Here is a 14230-nt window from a genome sequence, read left to right on the forward strand (position 1 = left end):
GAGCTGTGATTCGAGCTTAACGGCTCGCAGGAGACACAAGCTGTGCCGTAGCCGCCAACCGGCAAAGCAGCGCGCCAAACGGCGCGCCACCACTGAAGTTTGAAGCAAATCGAAGATATAAGGAGACAAGCATGAAACGAACCTTGCCCGGACTCGCGATATCGGCGCTCGTGCTCGGCGCCGCGCTGTTCGCATTCTCGCCGCGCCCGCTGCCGGCGTTCCCGGTCACCGCGATCCATGCCGACCGATTGCAGATCAACGGGCTCGCCCGTGCCGGCACGACGCGCATCGTCGCGGTCGGCGAGCGCGGCGTGATCCTGCTGAGCGACGACGCGGGTGCGCACTGGCGGCCGGCGGCGATCGCGCGCGACCCGGCATCGACGCTCACGCAGGTCCGCTTCATCACGCCGACGCTCGGGGTCGCGGTCGGCCACGACGGGCGGATCGTGCGCAGCGACGACGCGGGCATGCACTGGCGCGAGGTGCACATCGACCACGACCATTCCGATCCGCTGTTGTCGATCTGGGGTACCGCCGACGGCCCGCTGTTCGCGGCCGGCAGCTTCGGCCAGCTGCTGCGCTCGGACGATGCGGGTGTCAACTGGCAGACGGTGAAGACGCCGGCCGGCGACCGCCACCTGAACGCGATCGTCGGTGACGGCCGCGGCAACCTGCTGGTCGCGGGCGAGAGCGGCACGCTGCTGCGCTCGGCCGACAACGGCGTCACGTGGGACAAGCCGCCGTCGCCGTACGCGGGTTCGCTGTTCGGCGCGCTGATGCTCGCGAACGGCGACTGGGTCGCATACGGGATGCGCGGCAACGTGGTGCGCAGCACCGATCACGGCGCGACCTGGACGCACGTCGACAGCCACGTGCCGGTGTCGTATTTCGGCGCGACGCAGCTCGCGGATGGCGAACTCGTGCTGGTCGGCCAGGGCGGCGCGATCGTCGTGTCGAAAGACGGCGGGCTGACTTTCGACGTACGCAAGCTCGGCGGCGTGCAGAGCCTCGCGGCCGTGCTCGACATGGGGCACGGCGCGCTGCTGCTCGGCGGCGAATCCGGCGTCGCGCCGCTCGCCGTGTTGCCGTCCTGACGCGCGGCCCGGCGGCCGCGATCGATGCAGCCGCCGTTTTTCGCCCGTATCCGTTCGTTTCGCATCGCCCGTCCGTCCCGACACGAGAACTCCATGAACGACCTGTCCCGTCCCCCTGAAGCCGTTTCCGCGTCGCGCCTCGCCACGTTCGTCGAGCGCTGCGCCAACACGATCATCCGCCGGCGCCGGCTGCTGATGCTGCTGTGCGTCGCGGTGACGCTCGCGCTCGGGCTGTCCGCGACGCGGCTGAAGCTCGATCCGGGCTTCAACAAGATGATCCCGATGCAGCACCCGTACATGCAGGTGTTCGAACGCTACGCGGGGGCGTTCCCCGGCGCGAACACGATCCTCGTGAGCCTGCGCTGGAAGGGTGACGGCGACATCTACAACCAGACCTTCATGGACGCGCTGCGCCACGCGACCGACGACGTGTTCTTCATCCCCGGCGTGAACCGTTCGCGCGTGTTCTCGCTGTTCACGCCGAACGTCCACTACACCGAGGTGACCGAGGCCGGTTTTCGCGGCGACGTGGTGGTGCCCGGCCAGTTCTCGAGCGCGAACCCGGACGATCTCGCGAAGGTGCGCCGCAACGTCGCGAGATCGGGGCAGATCGGCCGGCTGGTCGGCAACGACCTGAAGTCGGCGCTGATCCGCGCGGAACTGCGCGAGACCGATCCCGCGACCGGCAAGCGGCTCGACTACAGCGCGGTCGCGCACCAGCTGGAGGAGATTCGCGCGAAGTACGCGAAACGGGGCATCGACGTGAACATCATCGGCTTCGCGAAGCTGGTGGGCGACGTCGAAGCCGGGATCGCCGGCGTGATGGCGTTCTTCGCGCTCGCGTTCCTCGTCACGGCCGCGCTGCTGTTCGCGTATACGCGTTCGCTGAAGACCACCGCGCTGGCGCTCGTCGTCGCGCTGCTGCCGGTCGTCTGGCTGCTCGGCGCGCTGCCGCTGCTCGGGCTCGGCATCGACCCGATGTCGATCCTCGTGCCGTTCCTGATCTTCTCGATCGGCGTGTCGCACGCGGTGCAGATGACCAACGCGTGGAAGCAGGCGCTGGTGCGCGGCGCGTCGTCGGTCGACGCCGCGCGCGACGCGTTCCGCAAGCTGTTCGTGCCGGGCACCGTCGCGCTGCTGACCAACGCGCTCGGCTTCATGGTGATCATGCGGATCAGGATCGACATCGTGCGTGAACTCGGCATCACCGCATGCCTTGGCGTGCTGCTGATGATCGTGACCAACAAGGTGTTCCTGCCGATCCTGCTGTCGTACACGCGGCTCGAGCCCGGCACGCTGGCGCGCGCGCAGCGCACCGCGGCGGCCGGCGGCAGCCGGATGTGGTCGCGCTTCGCGGTGTTCGCGCGGCCGGCGCCGGCGCTCGGCGTGTTCGCGGTGGCGCTCGCGCTGCTCGCGTACGGCACGCTCGAATCGCGCCGGCTGGAGATCGGCGACATCGGCACCGGCGCGCCGGAGCTGCGCGCGAACTCGCGCTACAACGTCGACAACGCGGCGATCACGCACCAGTACAACATCGGCGTGGATGTGCTGTCGGTGATCGTCGAGACGACCGGCTTCGACGACGCATGCCTGCATTACCCGGTGATGAGCGCGATCGAACGGTTCGAGATGAACATGCGCGGCGTGGCCGGCGTGCAGTCGGTGACGAGCGTGGCGTCGCAGGGCAAGGTGTTCATCGCCGCGTTCAACGAAGGCAACCCGCGCTGGGCCGCGCTGCCGCGTTCCAGCGACGGGCTCACGCAGGGCGCCAACGCGTTCGATCCCGACAACGGGATGAACACCGCGAACTGCAAGGCGATCCAGGTCCTGATCTACACGAAGAACCACGAAGGCACGACCATCGCGCACATCGTCGACGAGATCAAGCGCTTCGCGGCCGAGAATCCGACGCCGAACGTCGCGTTCCGGCTCGCGGGCGGCAACGTCGGCGTGATGGCCGCGACCAACGAGGCGGTCGGCGACGCGGAGATCGCGATGCTGCTGTCGATCTTCGGCGCGATCGCGCTGCTCTGCGCGCTCACGTTCCGCTCGTGGCGCGCGGTGCTGTGCATCATCGTGCCGCTCACGCTCGTGTCGATCCTGTGCAACGCGGTGATGGCGCGGCTCGGCATCGGGCTGAAGGTCGCGACGCTGCCGGTGATCACGCTCGGCGTGGGCGTCGGCGTCGACTACGGGATCTACCTGTACGAGCGCCTGCAGCACGACCTCCGCCACGGCGCGACGCTGCCGGACGCGTTCGCCGATGCGATGCGCCAGCGCGGCACGGCGGCGCTGTTCACGGCCATCACGATGTTCATCGGCGTCGGCACGTGGGCGTTCTCCGCGCTGAAGTTCCAGGTCGACATGGGCGTGCTGCTCGCGTTCATGTTCCTCGTGAACCTGTTCGGCGCGGTGTTCCTGCTGCCCGCGCTCGCCGCGTGGCTCGGCGTCGAGCGTGCCGAGCGCCGCCTGCCGAAGCAGCAGCCGTCGCCGGCGACCCCCGCGCCGCCGCAGCCGGCGCCCGCACTCGAACACGGCAACCCGGTGCGCTGAACGGCGCGCCGATTTTCCCCGCGCGCGGCGGGCCGCCGCGCGCTCTCCACAAGAGGAGTCAACCCACATGTCCGCACGCCCTTACAAGATCGAAGCCCAGCCGCTCGCGCAGCGCTATGCGCGCGGCTGGCACTGCCTCGGCCTCGCCCGCGACTACCAGGACGGCAAGCCGCATACGCTGAACATCTTCGGCCGCAAGCTCGCCGCGTTCGCCGATTCGACCGGCAAGGTCAACGTCGTCGACGCCTATTGCCCGCACATGGGCGCCGACCTGAGCCTCGGCACGGTCCAGGGCGACACCCTCGTGTGCCCGTTCCACGGCTGGGCGTGGAACGGCGAAGGCCAGTGCGCGTCGATTCCGTACTGCAAGCGGATTCCGCCGAAGGCGCGCATCGGCGCGTGGCCGACCTGCGAGGAAAACAACCTGCTGTTCGTGTGGAACGACCCGGAAGGCCATGCGCCGCCGGCCGAGGTCGCGATTCCGCGCCTCGACGTGTGTTTCTCGGACGAATGGTCGGGCTGGGTCATCGACAAGATGGTGATCCACGCGAATTGCCGCGAGCTGGTCGACAACATCTCGGACGTCGCGCACTTCGCGACCGTGCACCGTGCGCCGATCGACTATTTCGCGAACCTGTTCGAGCACCACAAGGCGACGCAGTTGTTGGTCGGCCGCAGCGAGAAGCTCGGCGGCGACAGCCTGACCGCGCTGTCGACCTATTTCGGGCCGGCCGTGCACATCACGCAGATGACGGGGCAGAGCAACGGGCAGCCGATCCATTCGGTGCTGCTGAACTGCCACGTGCCGATCGACATGAACAGCTTCGAGCTGCGGTACGGCGTGATCGTGAAGAAGGTGGCCGGACTGTCCGACGAGCAGAACATGGAGATCGCGAATGCGTACGTGAAGGAAGCGCAGCGCGCGTTCTACGAGGACGTGGACATCTGGCACAGCAAGACGCGGATCGACAACCCGCTGCTGTGCGAAGGCGACGGCCCGCTGTACCAGATGCGCGACTGGTATTCGCAGTTCTACCTGGACGTGGCCGACGTGCGGCCCGCGAGCGTCGCGCGCAAGGCGTTCGAGATGCGCATTCGCGAAGGCGACGCGCCGCCGGCGCTGCATCACGTGTTCGAGCCGCAGTAAAAAAGGGGGCAGGCCGGCCGGAAAAGAGGGGCGTATCGAAAGCGCGTCGATCGGCCGGCAACACCCGCCGCAGAAGGCGCGCCGGGCACCTGCGCTTGTGCGCCGCACCAAAAGAACTTGACGAAACGGTCGCTACCGCGTAGTGTCCGAGACCGAAGTCGTCAAGAAGTTCGATTGCTCATCATTGGCCGCACACCGTGCGGCAGTCGTTGGTCTCTCCCTCTTTGATTCTTTCTGTGCCCGTCGCGGGCGCATGTTCACCATTCGTCATTTGTATTAAGGAAGTATTTGTGGATACCGGTACCGTCAAGTGGTTCAACGAAACCAAGGGCTTTGGTTTCATTTCCCCGGACAACGGCGGCGACGATCTGTTCGCCCATTTCTCGGAAATTCGCGGCACGGGCTTCAAGACCCTGGCCGAAGGCCAGAAGGTCAGCTTCGAAGTGAAGCGTGGCCCGAAGGGTCTGCAAGCGTCGAACATCACGCCGCAGTAAGCCGCATCGGCAGCGGTCGCCGATCGGCGGCCGGTGCCGGATGGAGTATCGCGCGGGGCGCTGCCTGACGGCGCCTGTGCGTTCCGATGCGCACGACCGATGCATCGCGACATTCACGATGCATCGGTCGTGACGCCTCCCTCATCGCATGCCTGAACCGCATGCGACGCAACGCCCTCGCGAAGCGCAAGCCGTTTTGCGAGCGCATCACCGCTTCAACGCATCAACCCGAGCAGACCGCCGCCATGCCGTAGCTGGCGCGGTCCCGACTTGCGCGGCGCTGCTGGCGCCGCAGCCACCGACCGCCCGAACGTCGCAACGCGCCGGGCTCCGATCGCAAGACAGGCCCGAGGCCCGTCTGAACGAACCGATCCCGGCAGCCTGCCTGCCGCCGTCCCGTTTGCGGGAATCGGCGCCGGGCAGTCGCCGGCCGCGGTCAATCACCTTGTCTGGAGGAATTGGTTTGGCAAAAGAAGAACTGCTGGAACTGGACGGAATCGTCGACGAAGTGCTGCCGGACAGCAAATACCGTGTCACGCTGGAAAACGGCGTCGTGGTCGGCGCATACGCGTCGGGCCGCATGCGCAAGAACCACATCCGCATTCTCGCGGGCGATCGCGTGACGCTCGAACTGTCGGTGTACGACCTCACCAAGGGCCGCATCAACTTCCGGCACAAGGACGCGAATTCGCCGCGTCCGCCGCGAAGCGGGCAGCCGCGCCGCTAAGCGGCCACCATCGGTGCGCCGCAGCGCGCACCGATCGACACCCGTCCGGCCGCACGGCCGGACGAACCGGCTGAACGACGCACGGTGTGCCGTTCGCCGGTCGCCGCGGCGCCATCGCGCCGCGGCGGCTTCTCTCGCCTTTGCCGGCGCCGTGCGTGTACCACGCTCAGGCGGCCGCGTCCTGCAGCAAGTCTCCCCGTTCCGAACCGCACGAGCCGGGCGAAACGCATCGTCGTCCGCACCGGCCGGCGACTGAACGCACCCGTTGCGACGTCGTTCGCCGGCGGCTTTACGCGCGGGCCGGCGCGGTCGTACACTCGTCGGCAATTCGCGGCCCGCACGCGGCTTTCAATCCCTTCGGTGCGGGCTCGTCACGACGACCTGCCGGACCGATTGTCCGCAAAGGATCCGAGCATGAGTACCACCCCGACGCCGGACCCGCGCGATGCGCTGCCCGTGCGCGATGGCACGAGCCTGATCGCCTATCTGCACATCCTGAGGAAAGCGCATGCGGCGCTGGTTGGCCAGGATCACGCGCATCAGCGCTTCAGCGAGATCGTCACGCGCGGGCAGGCGCGCCAGTACATCGAGGAACTGATGCCGGTGCTGCTGCGCAAGCGCGCCGAGCACCGGGCGCGCAAACATGGCGGGAAGCACCATTGAGCGAACGGCGGGTGCGCATGTGTCGCGTCATGCCGCCCGCTGCACGCTGACCGCCGATACCGCCGCGCCCGTCAGTTGAACCGCCGCGCCGGCGAGCATCGCGACGCGCAGGCCGGCCGCGCCGCCATGCGCGGCTGCGAACGCCGTGCCGAGCACCGCGATGCCGAGCGTCGCGCCGGTCATTCGCGCGACGTTGACGAGCGCGCTGGCGGTGCCCGAACGCGCCGCGTCGACCGCACCGACCGCGACGGTCATCAGCGGGCCCGTCGCGATCCCCATCCCGAGCCCCGTCAACGCCAGCCCGATTTCAGCGCCGAGCAGGCTCGCTGACTCGGCCGATGCGCCGATCGCGGCGAGCCCGCTCGCGATCACGGCGACACCGCCGGCCGTCGTCGCACGCGTGCCGATACGCTCCGACAACGGCCCCGACCACGGCGACACGACGACGAACACGAGCGCCATCGGCAGCAGCGCGAGCCCCGCGCCGGTCGAATCGAGGCGGCCGACGCTTTGCCACGTCAGCGGCAGGAGGAACAGCACGCCGTACATTCCGAACGTCATGCCGGTGGTCGCGGCGATCGCGCCGCGAAATGCGCTGATCCGGAAGAGGTCCAGCGGCACCAGCGCGGATTCTCCGTGGTGGCGCTCGATCGCCACGAACGCGACGAACGACGCGACCGCGATGCAGCCGGCGATCGTGCAGGCGACCGGTGCGTCGCGGAACACGATCGCCGCATACGCGAGCGCGCCGAGCGCGAGTGCGCCCGCGACTTGCGCCGCACCGTCGAAATGACGGCCGTGCGGATCGGACGATTCGGGTACGGCCGGAATCGCGAGCAGCATCGCGGCGACGCTCAGCGGCACGACGACGAAAAAGATGCTGCGCCAGCCGAAGTGCCGGATCAGCACGCCGCCGAGCGTCGGGCCGAGCGCCATCGCGACGCCGTTGCACGCGGCCCAGATGCCGAGCGCGCGGCCGCGCGCGACCGGATCGCGCCACACGACGCGCACGATCGCAAGCGACGCCGGCAGCAACAACGCCGCGCCGACGCCGGCCAGCGCACGTGCGGCGATCAGCACCGATACCGACGGCGCGAGCGCGCACAGCAACGACGCAAGCGTGAAAACGGCCGTGCCGGCCATGAAGATGCGGCGCCGGCCGTACAGGTCGGCGAGCAGGCCGCCGGTCAGCAGCAGCACCGCGTACGTGAGGTTGTAGCTGTCGACGACCCATTGCAATGCACCGACACCGGCGTGGAAATAGGCGCCGATGGCGCGCGTCGCGAGATTGACGACGGCCGTGTCGACCTGCGCGACGAGTACGGCGAGGCACAGGGTCAGCAGGGTGACGCCGCGTCGTTTGACGGCGCGCTCGGCCAGTGCGGCCAGTTCTCCGGTATGGGCCACGGGCGATGCTCCTCGGGTGTCGGACGTTCGAGCTTAGGGCCCGCCTGCTGACAGCGTGGTGTCAGCAGGCGGGTGCCCCGGGCGCGCGCAATCGACATGCCCGTGCATCCAACGACGAACGGGGCTTGCGCCCCGTTTCCGTTGGTCGGCCGTGCACGACCTCGTCCGCCTACGCCGCCACCTCCCGCGCCCGCACCATCGTCAGCGCCGCATCCTCGATCATGTCCTCCTGCCCGCCGACGAGCCGCTGACGGCCCAGCTCGACGAGGATGTCGCGCGCCGGAATCCCGTACTTCGCTTCCGCACGCTTCGCGAACAGCAGGAACGACGAGTAGACGCCCGCATAGCCGAGCGTCAGCGCGTCGCGGTCGAGACGGATCGGCGCATCCATGATCGGCACGACGAGATCCTCGGCGACGTCGGAAATCGCGAATACGTCGACGCCCGTTTCGATCCCCATCCGGTCGCACACCGCGACGAACACTTCCATCGGCGTGTTGCCCGCGCCGGCGCCGAGGCCGGCCGCCGCCGCGTCGATCCGGTTCGCGCCGGCGGCGACCGCCGCGACCGAATTCGCGACGCCCATCGCGAGGTTGTGGTGGCCGTGGAAGCCGAGCTCCGTCTCCGGCTTCAGCGCGTCGCGCACCTGGCCGATTCGCGCGGTCACGTCGTCGGGCAGCATGTGGCCGGCCGAATCGGTGATGTAGATGCAGTTCGCGCCGTACGACTCCATCAGCTTCGCCTGTACGACGAGCTGTGCCGGCGACGACATGTGCGCCATCATCAGGAAGCCGACCGTGTCGAGCCCGAGCGTGCGTGCGAGGCCGATATGCTGCTCGGACACGTCGGCCTCGGTGCAGTGCGTCGCGACGCGGATCGTGCCGACGCCGAGTGCGTGCGCCATGCGCAGGTGCTCGACGGTGCCGATGCCGGGCAGCAGCAGCGCGGACACCCGGGCCTGTTTCAGCTCCGGAATCACGGCGCTCAGGTACGCCTCGTCGGTGTGCGCGGGAAACCCGTAGTTGACCGACGCGCCGCCGAGGCCGTCGCCGTGCGTGACCTCGATCAGCGGCACGCCGGCCGCGTCGAGCCCGCGCGCGATGTCGCGCATCTGGTCGAGCGTGATCTGGTGGCGCTTCGGGTGCATCCCGTCGCGCAGCGACATGTCGTGGACGGTGATCTTCTTGCCTGCAAGTGACATCGTGTGGCTCCTCGGCTCAAGCGGTGGCGGCCGTCGCGGCCAGCATCTGTTCGGCGAAACGCTCGGCCGTGGCGGCCGCGGCGGCGGTCATGATGTCGAGGTTGCCCGCGTACTTCGGCAGGTAGTCGCCGAGCCCCTCGACTTCCATGAACACCGACACGCGATTGCCGTCGAACACCGGGCCGTTCTTCAACGTGTAGCCGGGCACGTAGCGTTGCACTTCCTTGACCATCGCATGCACGGACGCGGTGATCGCGTCGACGTCGGGCGGCCCGTCGGTCAGGCAGTGGATCGTGTCGCGCATGATCAGCGGCGGCTCGGCCGGGTTGATGACGATGATCGCCTTGCCCTTGCGTGCGCCGCCGACCTGTTCGATCGCGCCGGACGTCGTGCGCGTGAACTCGTCGATGTTCTTGCGCGTGCCGGGGCCGACCGAGCGCGACGACACGGTCGCGACGATCTCGCCGTACGCGACCGGCTGTACGCGCGACACCGCATACACCATCGGAATCGTCGCCTGGCCGCCGCAGGTCACCATGTTCACGTTCGTCTGCGCGCTGTCGAGATGCGCGTCGAGGTTCACCGGCGGCACGCAATACGGCCCGATCGCCGCGGGCGTCAGGTCGATCATCTTCACGCCGAGCGCGGTGAGCTTGTCGGAATTGTCGCGATGCACGTATGCCGACGTCGCGTCGAACGCGATGCGGATCTCGTCGCCGACGACGTGCGGCAGCAGCCCGTCGACCCCCTTGTCGGTGGTTTTCAGGCCGAACTCGCGCGCGCGTGCGAGGCCGTCGGATGCCGGGTCGACGCCGACCATCCACACGGGTTCGAGCACCGGCGAACGGCGCAGCTTGTACAAGAGATCGGTGCCGATGTTGCCCGGCCCGATCAATGCGCATTTGATTTTCTTCATCGGGAGTGTTCCTTTAGATAAAGCGGACGTCGCAGCCGCCGATGCCGGCGATGTGCATCGACAGCGTGTCGCCGGCCGCGACCGGAATCAGTTTCGCGAGCGAGCCGGACAGCACGATCTCGCCGGCAAGCAGCGGCACGTCGTAGGCGGCGAGCGTGTTCGCGAGCCACGCGACCGCATCGGCGGGATGGCCGAGCGCCGCATCGCCGCGACCGCGCGCGACGGGCTCGCCGTTTTTCTCGATCGTCATCTCGCAGGCGGCGAGATCGAGCGTGCGCGGATCGACGCGCGCATCGCCGAGTACGTACACACCGCACGAAGCGTTGTCGGCGACGGTGTCCTCGATCCGGATCGCCCAGTCGCGGATGCGCGAATCGACGATCTCGAAGCAGGGCGCGACGGCGGCCGTCGCGGCGATCACGTCGGTGCGGTCGATGCCGGGGCCGCGCAGGTCGTGCGCGAGGATGAACGCGATCTCGCCCTCGGCGCGCGGCGCGATCAGCGAGTCGGTCGCGATCGCTTCGCCGGCCGCATGGTGCATGCCGGACAGCAGGATGCCGAAATCGGGCTGGCGCACGTTGAGCATGTCCTGCACGGCCTGGCTCGTCACGCCGATCTTCTTGCCGACGACCGCTTCGCCGTGTTCGACGCGGCGTTCGATGAAGCGCTGCTGGATGAGATAGGCATCGTCGAGCGACAGACGGCGCGGGCGGCTCGACAGCGGCGCGACCGGCGCGCGCGCGTGCCACGCGGCGTACAGCTCGTCGCCGAGCGTCGTATGCAGGCGGGAAGACATGAAAGGGCCCTCGAATGGAAAAAGGCCGCCGTCGCGGGCGGCGTCGTGCGCCGGAGCGGGGCTCCGGCGCGTGGAGCGCGGGCAGGCCGCGTCGATCGATCAGTTACCCGAACTACGGATCGCGTCCGGCGAGAAGTACGCTTCGCTGAACTGCGGGCTGTTGTCGAGCTTCGGCATCGGGCCTTCGTTGGTGAGGCGGTCGGCCATGTATGCGCCGGAGATCAGGTCGTGGAAGAACACGACGCCCGGATAGAACGTCTTCGCGTCGTACGCATACAGCGTCGTCGCGACGTTGGTGCGCCACAGCTGTCCGCGCGCGTCGTAGTTGTCGGCGAGCAGCGTCATCCAGGAATCCTCGTCGATGTACAGCACGCGCTTCGCATACTGATGACGGTAGTTGCTCTTCAGCGTCGCCTGCAGCACCCACACGCGATGCAGTTCGTAGCGGATGTACGCCGGGTTTTCATGCCCCTTGGTCAGCAGGTCCGCATACTTGACCGAGCTGTCCATCGCCTTGTAGTTGTCGTACGGCACGTAGATCTCGCGCTTGCCGACGATCTTCCAGTCGTAGCGGTCGCCGGGGCCGTTGTACAGGCGATCGTCGTCGACGGTGCGGAAGCCGCCCGGGCCCTGCGGCTGGTCATAGCCGTATTCCGGCGCCTGGCGCACGCGCCGGGTGCCGGGGTTGTACATCCACGTGCGCGACGCGTTGTCCGCGCCGGCCTTGTCCCAGTTCTGGAAGCCGACGATCAGCGAGCCGCGGTCGGACAGCGGCAGCTCCGTCGCGTTGCGGTAGAACGTGCGGTTGTTCAGGTCATTCTTCACGTCGTACTTGCCGACGTTGCGCGGCGAGTAGATGTCGTAGCGCACCTTGCCCCACGCGATGTTGCCGTCGGAATAGACGACCGCCTGGTCGTAGGTTGCCTGTTCTGCACCGATCGCCGACGACATGCGCTGATTCCACAGCAGCTCGGCCGCCGTCTTCGGGATCGGATAGGGCACCTGCGGCGGCGCGTTGGTCAGCCCGTTCGCGTCGGACGTCATCGTCGAATCGGGCGCGTACGTGCGGATGTCCTTGTAGACGGAATCGGTGTAGCGGAAATCGCGATGACTCGGGTAGACGTTGATCTTGAACGTGGCCGGATAGCGCTTGAACATCGCCTTCTGACCGTCGGTCAGATGCTCCGCATACTGCGCCATGTTGTCCGCGGTGATCGTCGCGATCGGCTTCTCGTTCGCGAACGGATCGGGGTAGCGGCCGCCGCGCTTGTACTGCACGTCGGGCGGCGTGCCGAGCCACTTGCCCGACCACTCCGGCACGCCGTTGTCCTTGCTCGCGGCGCGCAGCGCGCCCATCGGCGTCAGCGGGCCGTCGAGCGCCTTCAGGTCGTCCGGCGTGACCTTCGGGAACGACGCCGTCGCGACGACCGCGCACGCGGCCATCACCGAGGCGCGAAGGAGGGGGAGATGAATGCGTTTCATATCAATCCTCTTGTTGCTGAGTGACGAGCGGCCGGGCCGCTCAGAAGTGATAGGTCGCCGTGGCCAGTACGTAGTCGCGATCCGAGAGTGGACGCGTGACCAGGTTCGGCGAGCCGAGGAACTTGGCATAGACGAGCGACAGCTGCAGGTTGCTCAGGCGCGTGAAGGTCAGCCCGGCCGTCACGCGGTGATCGCCCTGGCCCGTCAGCGAGCCGAGTGCGCCGGCGAGCGGCGACGTGCCCGTCAGGTCGTGCGTGTAGGTCAGCGGCACGTCGAGATCCCAGCCGTTGAACACGTTCTTGTAGCTGAGCGTCCACGCGATCTCCATCGCGAGCGCGTTGCGCGAATTCGACAGCGTGGTCGAGCCGTCGAGCGCCGAGATGCTGCCTGCGTGCACGTACGTGAGTTCGCCGATCAGCGATTGCGAGTTCGCGAGGAAGCTCGGCCCGATCGAGTAGATGCCGGACAGATTGGTCTGCAGCACGTTCGCGCGGGTCGACTGCGGGCCGGTCGCCGTATTGACCAGCACGGCCGCGCCCTGGCGGTACGACACTTCGCCCGCGACGTTCACCGGGCCGACCTGCGTCGAGAAGCTCGCGCCGGTCAGCTTGATGTTGCTGAAATACTTCTGCTGGTACTGCAGCGTCGGGAAGTACGTCGTGACGACGCTCGGGTTCATGTCGTTGTAGTGCAGGTGGTACACGCCGAGCTCGGTGTCGCCGAGTATGCGAAAGCGCGCGCCGATCCCCCACTGGTTGCGTGCGCTCGGCTTGTCGTCCGGGCCGCGCGGAATGATCATCCCGCCCGGGCCGATGATGTATTGCGCGCCGGGGCCCGTGACGTCGGAGTAGCTCCAGTACGTGCCGGGCGCGGTCAGCCGGTTCTGCTGGTACGAGAACTGGTAGTAGCCGAGCAGGCTGAAGTTCGGCGTGATCTGCCACTGCGTCGAGATCTGCGGCACCGGCAGCAGGATGTCCTTGACCTCGGCGCCGGCCATGTACGACTTGGTCGCGTCGGACGGCCCCTGTGCGCCCGCGATGTTCGGGAAGAACAGGCTTTCGCCCCAGGCGACCACCTGATCGCCGACCTTCACGTTCAGGCTCGTCGAACCGAGATGGAACGTGTTGTACGCGTACGCGGCGAGCAGCGTCGTGTGGCCGCCCGACCAGTAGCGCGCGTCGCTCGTGAAGTCGTTGTACTGGCCGGAGTGGTTCACGGTGCCCGGCGCGTCGTTGTAGTTCGGGCGCCGATACGCCTGGTCGTAGAACGTGTCCGCGCGAACGAATATCCCCCAGTCGTCATGCTTCAGGTTCACTTCGCCGAGCAGGCTGACCTGGTTCTCGATCAGCTTGTTCTTCGCGAAGTTGCGATCGCCGTCGTCACCGTTGATGTTCGCCGGCGTCAGCAGATTGCCGCTCGGCGCACGGGTGCGCATGCCGAGGCCGTAACTGAGCGTGAACGTAGAGTCCAGCGTCGTGTCGGCGCCGAGCGCGATCGTGCTGCCGGCGTGTGCGTCCGGAACGGCGCACGTCAGCAGCGCGGCGGCCAGCGTCGACAGCGTGGCGGCGGCCCGCTTGTCGGTACGGCGCGAAATCCGTTGATGCATGGTGTCTCCTCTTGGGGTATCGACGACGGTCGACTCTGTGTGTTGTCGTGAGAGGCAGAGTAGGGAGATCGCGGTAGCAGGGAATCGTCAAAATGAACTAGAGGACTTCCCTAGCATCGGCAACGACCGGCTGCGCACCGTGTG

The 14230-nt window shown here is 67.7% G+C and carries 12 protein-coding genes; 6 read left to right on the plus strand and 6 right to left on the minus strand.

Annotated features, from left to right (window positions below):
• Positions 1-131 precede the first annotated feature (131 nt).
• From H0X91_RS31625 to H0X91_RS31650, 6 genes are all read left to right on the plus strand, one after another.
• Positions 132-1094, plus strand: a complete 963-nt coding sequence (locus H0X91_RS31625; RefSeq protein WP_058903166.1) for a WD40/YVTN/BNR-like repeat-containing protein — start codon at positions 132-134, stop codon at positions 1092-1094.
• 93 nt (positions 1095-1187) lie between these two features.
• The gene (locus H0X91_RS31630; RefSeq protein ID WP_080324536.1) at positions 1188-3647 is read left to right on the plus strand and encodes an efflux RND transporter permease subunit; all 2460 of its coding nucleotides are present in this window, start codon (positions 1188-1190) and stop codon (positions 3645-3647) included.
• 67 nt (positions 3648-3714) lie between these two features.
• Entirely contained in the window at positions 3715-4794 is a 1080-nt protein-coding gene (locus H0X91_RS31635) for a Rieske 2Fe-2S domain-containing protein (RefSeq protein ID WP_006483025.1), read from the plus strand.
• A gap of 290 nt (positions 4795-5084) precedes the next feature.
• Complete coding sequence (locus tag H0X91_RS31640; RefSeq protein ID WP_006483056.1) at positions 5085-5288, plus strand: cold-shock protein; 204 nt, start codon at positions 5085-5087, stop codon at positions 5286-5288.
• A gap of 463 nt (positions 5289-5751) precedes the next feature.
• Complete coding sequence (infA, locus tag H0X91_RS31645) at positions 5752-6015, plus strand: translation initiation factor IF-1 (RefSeq protein ID WP_006483034.1); 264 nt, start codon at positions 5752-5754, stop codon at positions 6013-6015.
• A 414-nt stretch (positions 6016-6429) separates the two neighbouring features.
• Positions 6430-6678, plus strand: a complete 249-nt coding sequence (locus tag H0X91_RS31650) for a hypothetical protein (RefSeq protein WP_034202298.1) — start codon at positions 6430-6432, stop codon at positions 6676-6678.
• A gap of 27 nt (positions 6679-6705) precedes the next feature.
• Here the strand turns inward: H0X91_RS31650 and H0X91_RS31655 are convergent, their stop codons facing one another.
• The 6 genes from H0X91_RS31655 to H0X91_RS31680 all read right to left on the minus strand — a co-directional run bounded on the left by H0X91_RS31655 (position 6706) and on the right by H0X91_RS31680 (position 14086).
• Positions 6706-8085, minus strand: coding sequence for an MFS transporter (locus tag H0X91_RS31655; protein WP_006494784.1), 1380 nt, complete (start codon positions 8083-8085; stop codon positions 6706-6708).
• Between the two features lie 169 nt (positions 8086-8254).
• Positions 8255-9286: a 4-hydroxy-2-oxovalerate aldolase gene (gene dmpG / locus H0X91_RS31660; protein ID WP_006483010.1), complete on the minus strand. Its 1032-nt coding sequence runs from the start codon at positions 9284-9286 to the stop codon at positions 8255-8257.
• A 16-nt stretch (positions 9287-9302) separates the two neighbouring features.
• The gene (locus H0X91_RS31665) at positions 9303-10202 is read right to left on the minus strand and encodes an acetaldehyde dehydrogenase (acetylating) (protein WP_006483009.1); all 900 of its coding nucleotides are present in this window, start codon (positions 10200-10202) and stop codon (positions 9303-9305) included.
• A 13-nt stretch (positions 10203-10215) separates the two neighbouring features.
• The gene (gene dmpE, locus H0X91_RS31670; protein ID WP_069351939.1) at positions 10216-10998 is read right to left on the minus strand and encodes a 2-oxopent-4-enoate hydratase; all 783 of its coding nucleotides are present in this window, start codon (positions 10996-10998) and stop codon (positions 10216-10218) included.
• Between the two features lie 99 nt (positions 10999-11097).
• A complete protein-coding gene (locus H0X91_RS31675; RefSeq protein ID WP_062910464.1) occupies positions 11098-12480 on the minus strand; it encodes a DUF1329 domain-containing protein in 1383 nt (460 codons plus the stop codon).
• A gap of 40 nt (positions 12481-12520) precedes the next feature.
• Positions 12521-14086 (minus strand): DUF1302 domain-containing protein, encoded by a 1566-nt coding sequence (locus H0X91_RS31680; RefSeq protein WP_084751473.1) that lies wholly within the window; start codon positions 14084-14086, stop codon positions 12521-12523.
• Positions 14087-14230 lie beyond the last annotated feature (144 nt).

The organism is Burkholderia sp. 9777_1386 (genome assembly GCF_015712265.1).
GTDB classification, from domain to species: Bacteria; Pseudomonadota; Gammaproteobacteria; order Burkholderiales; family Burkholderiaceae; genus Burkholderia; species Burkholderia cenocepacia.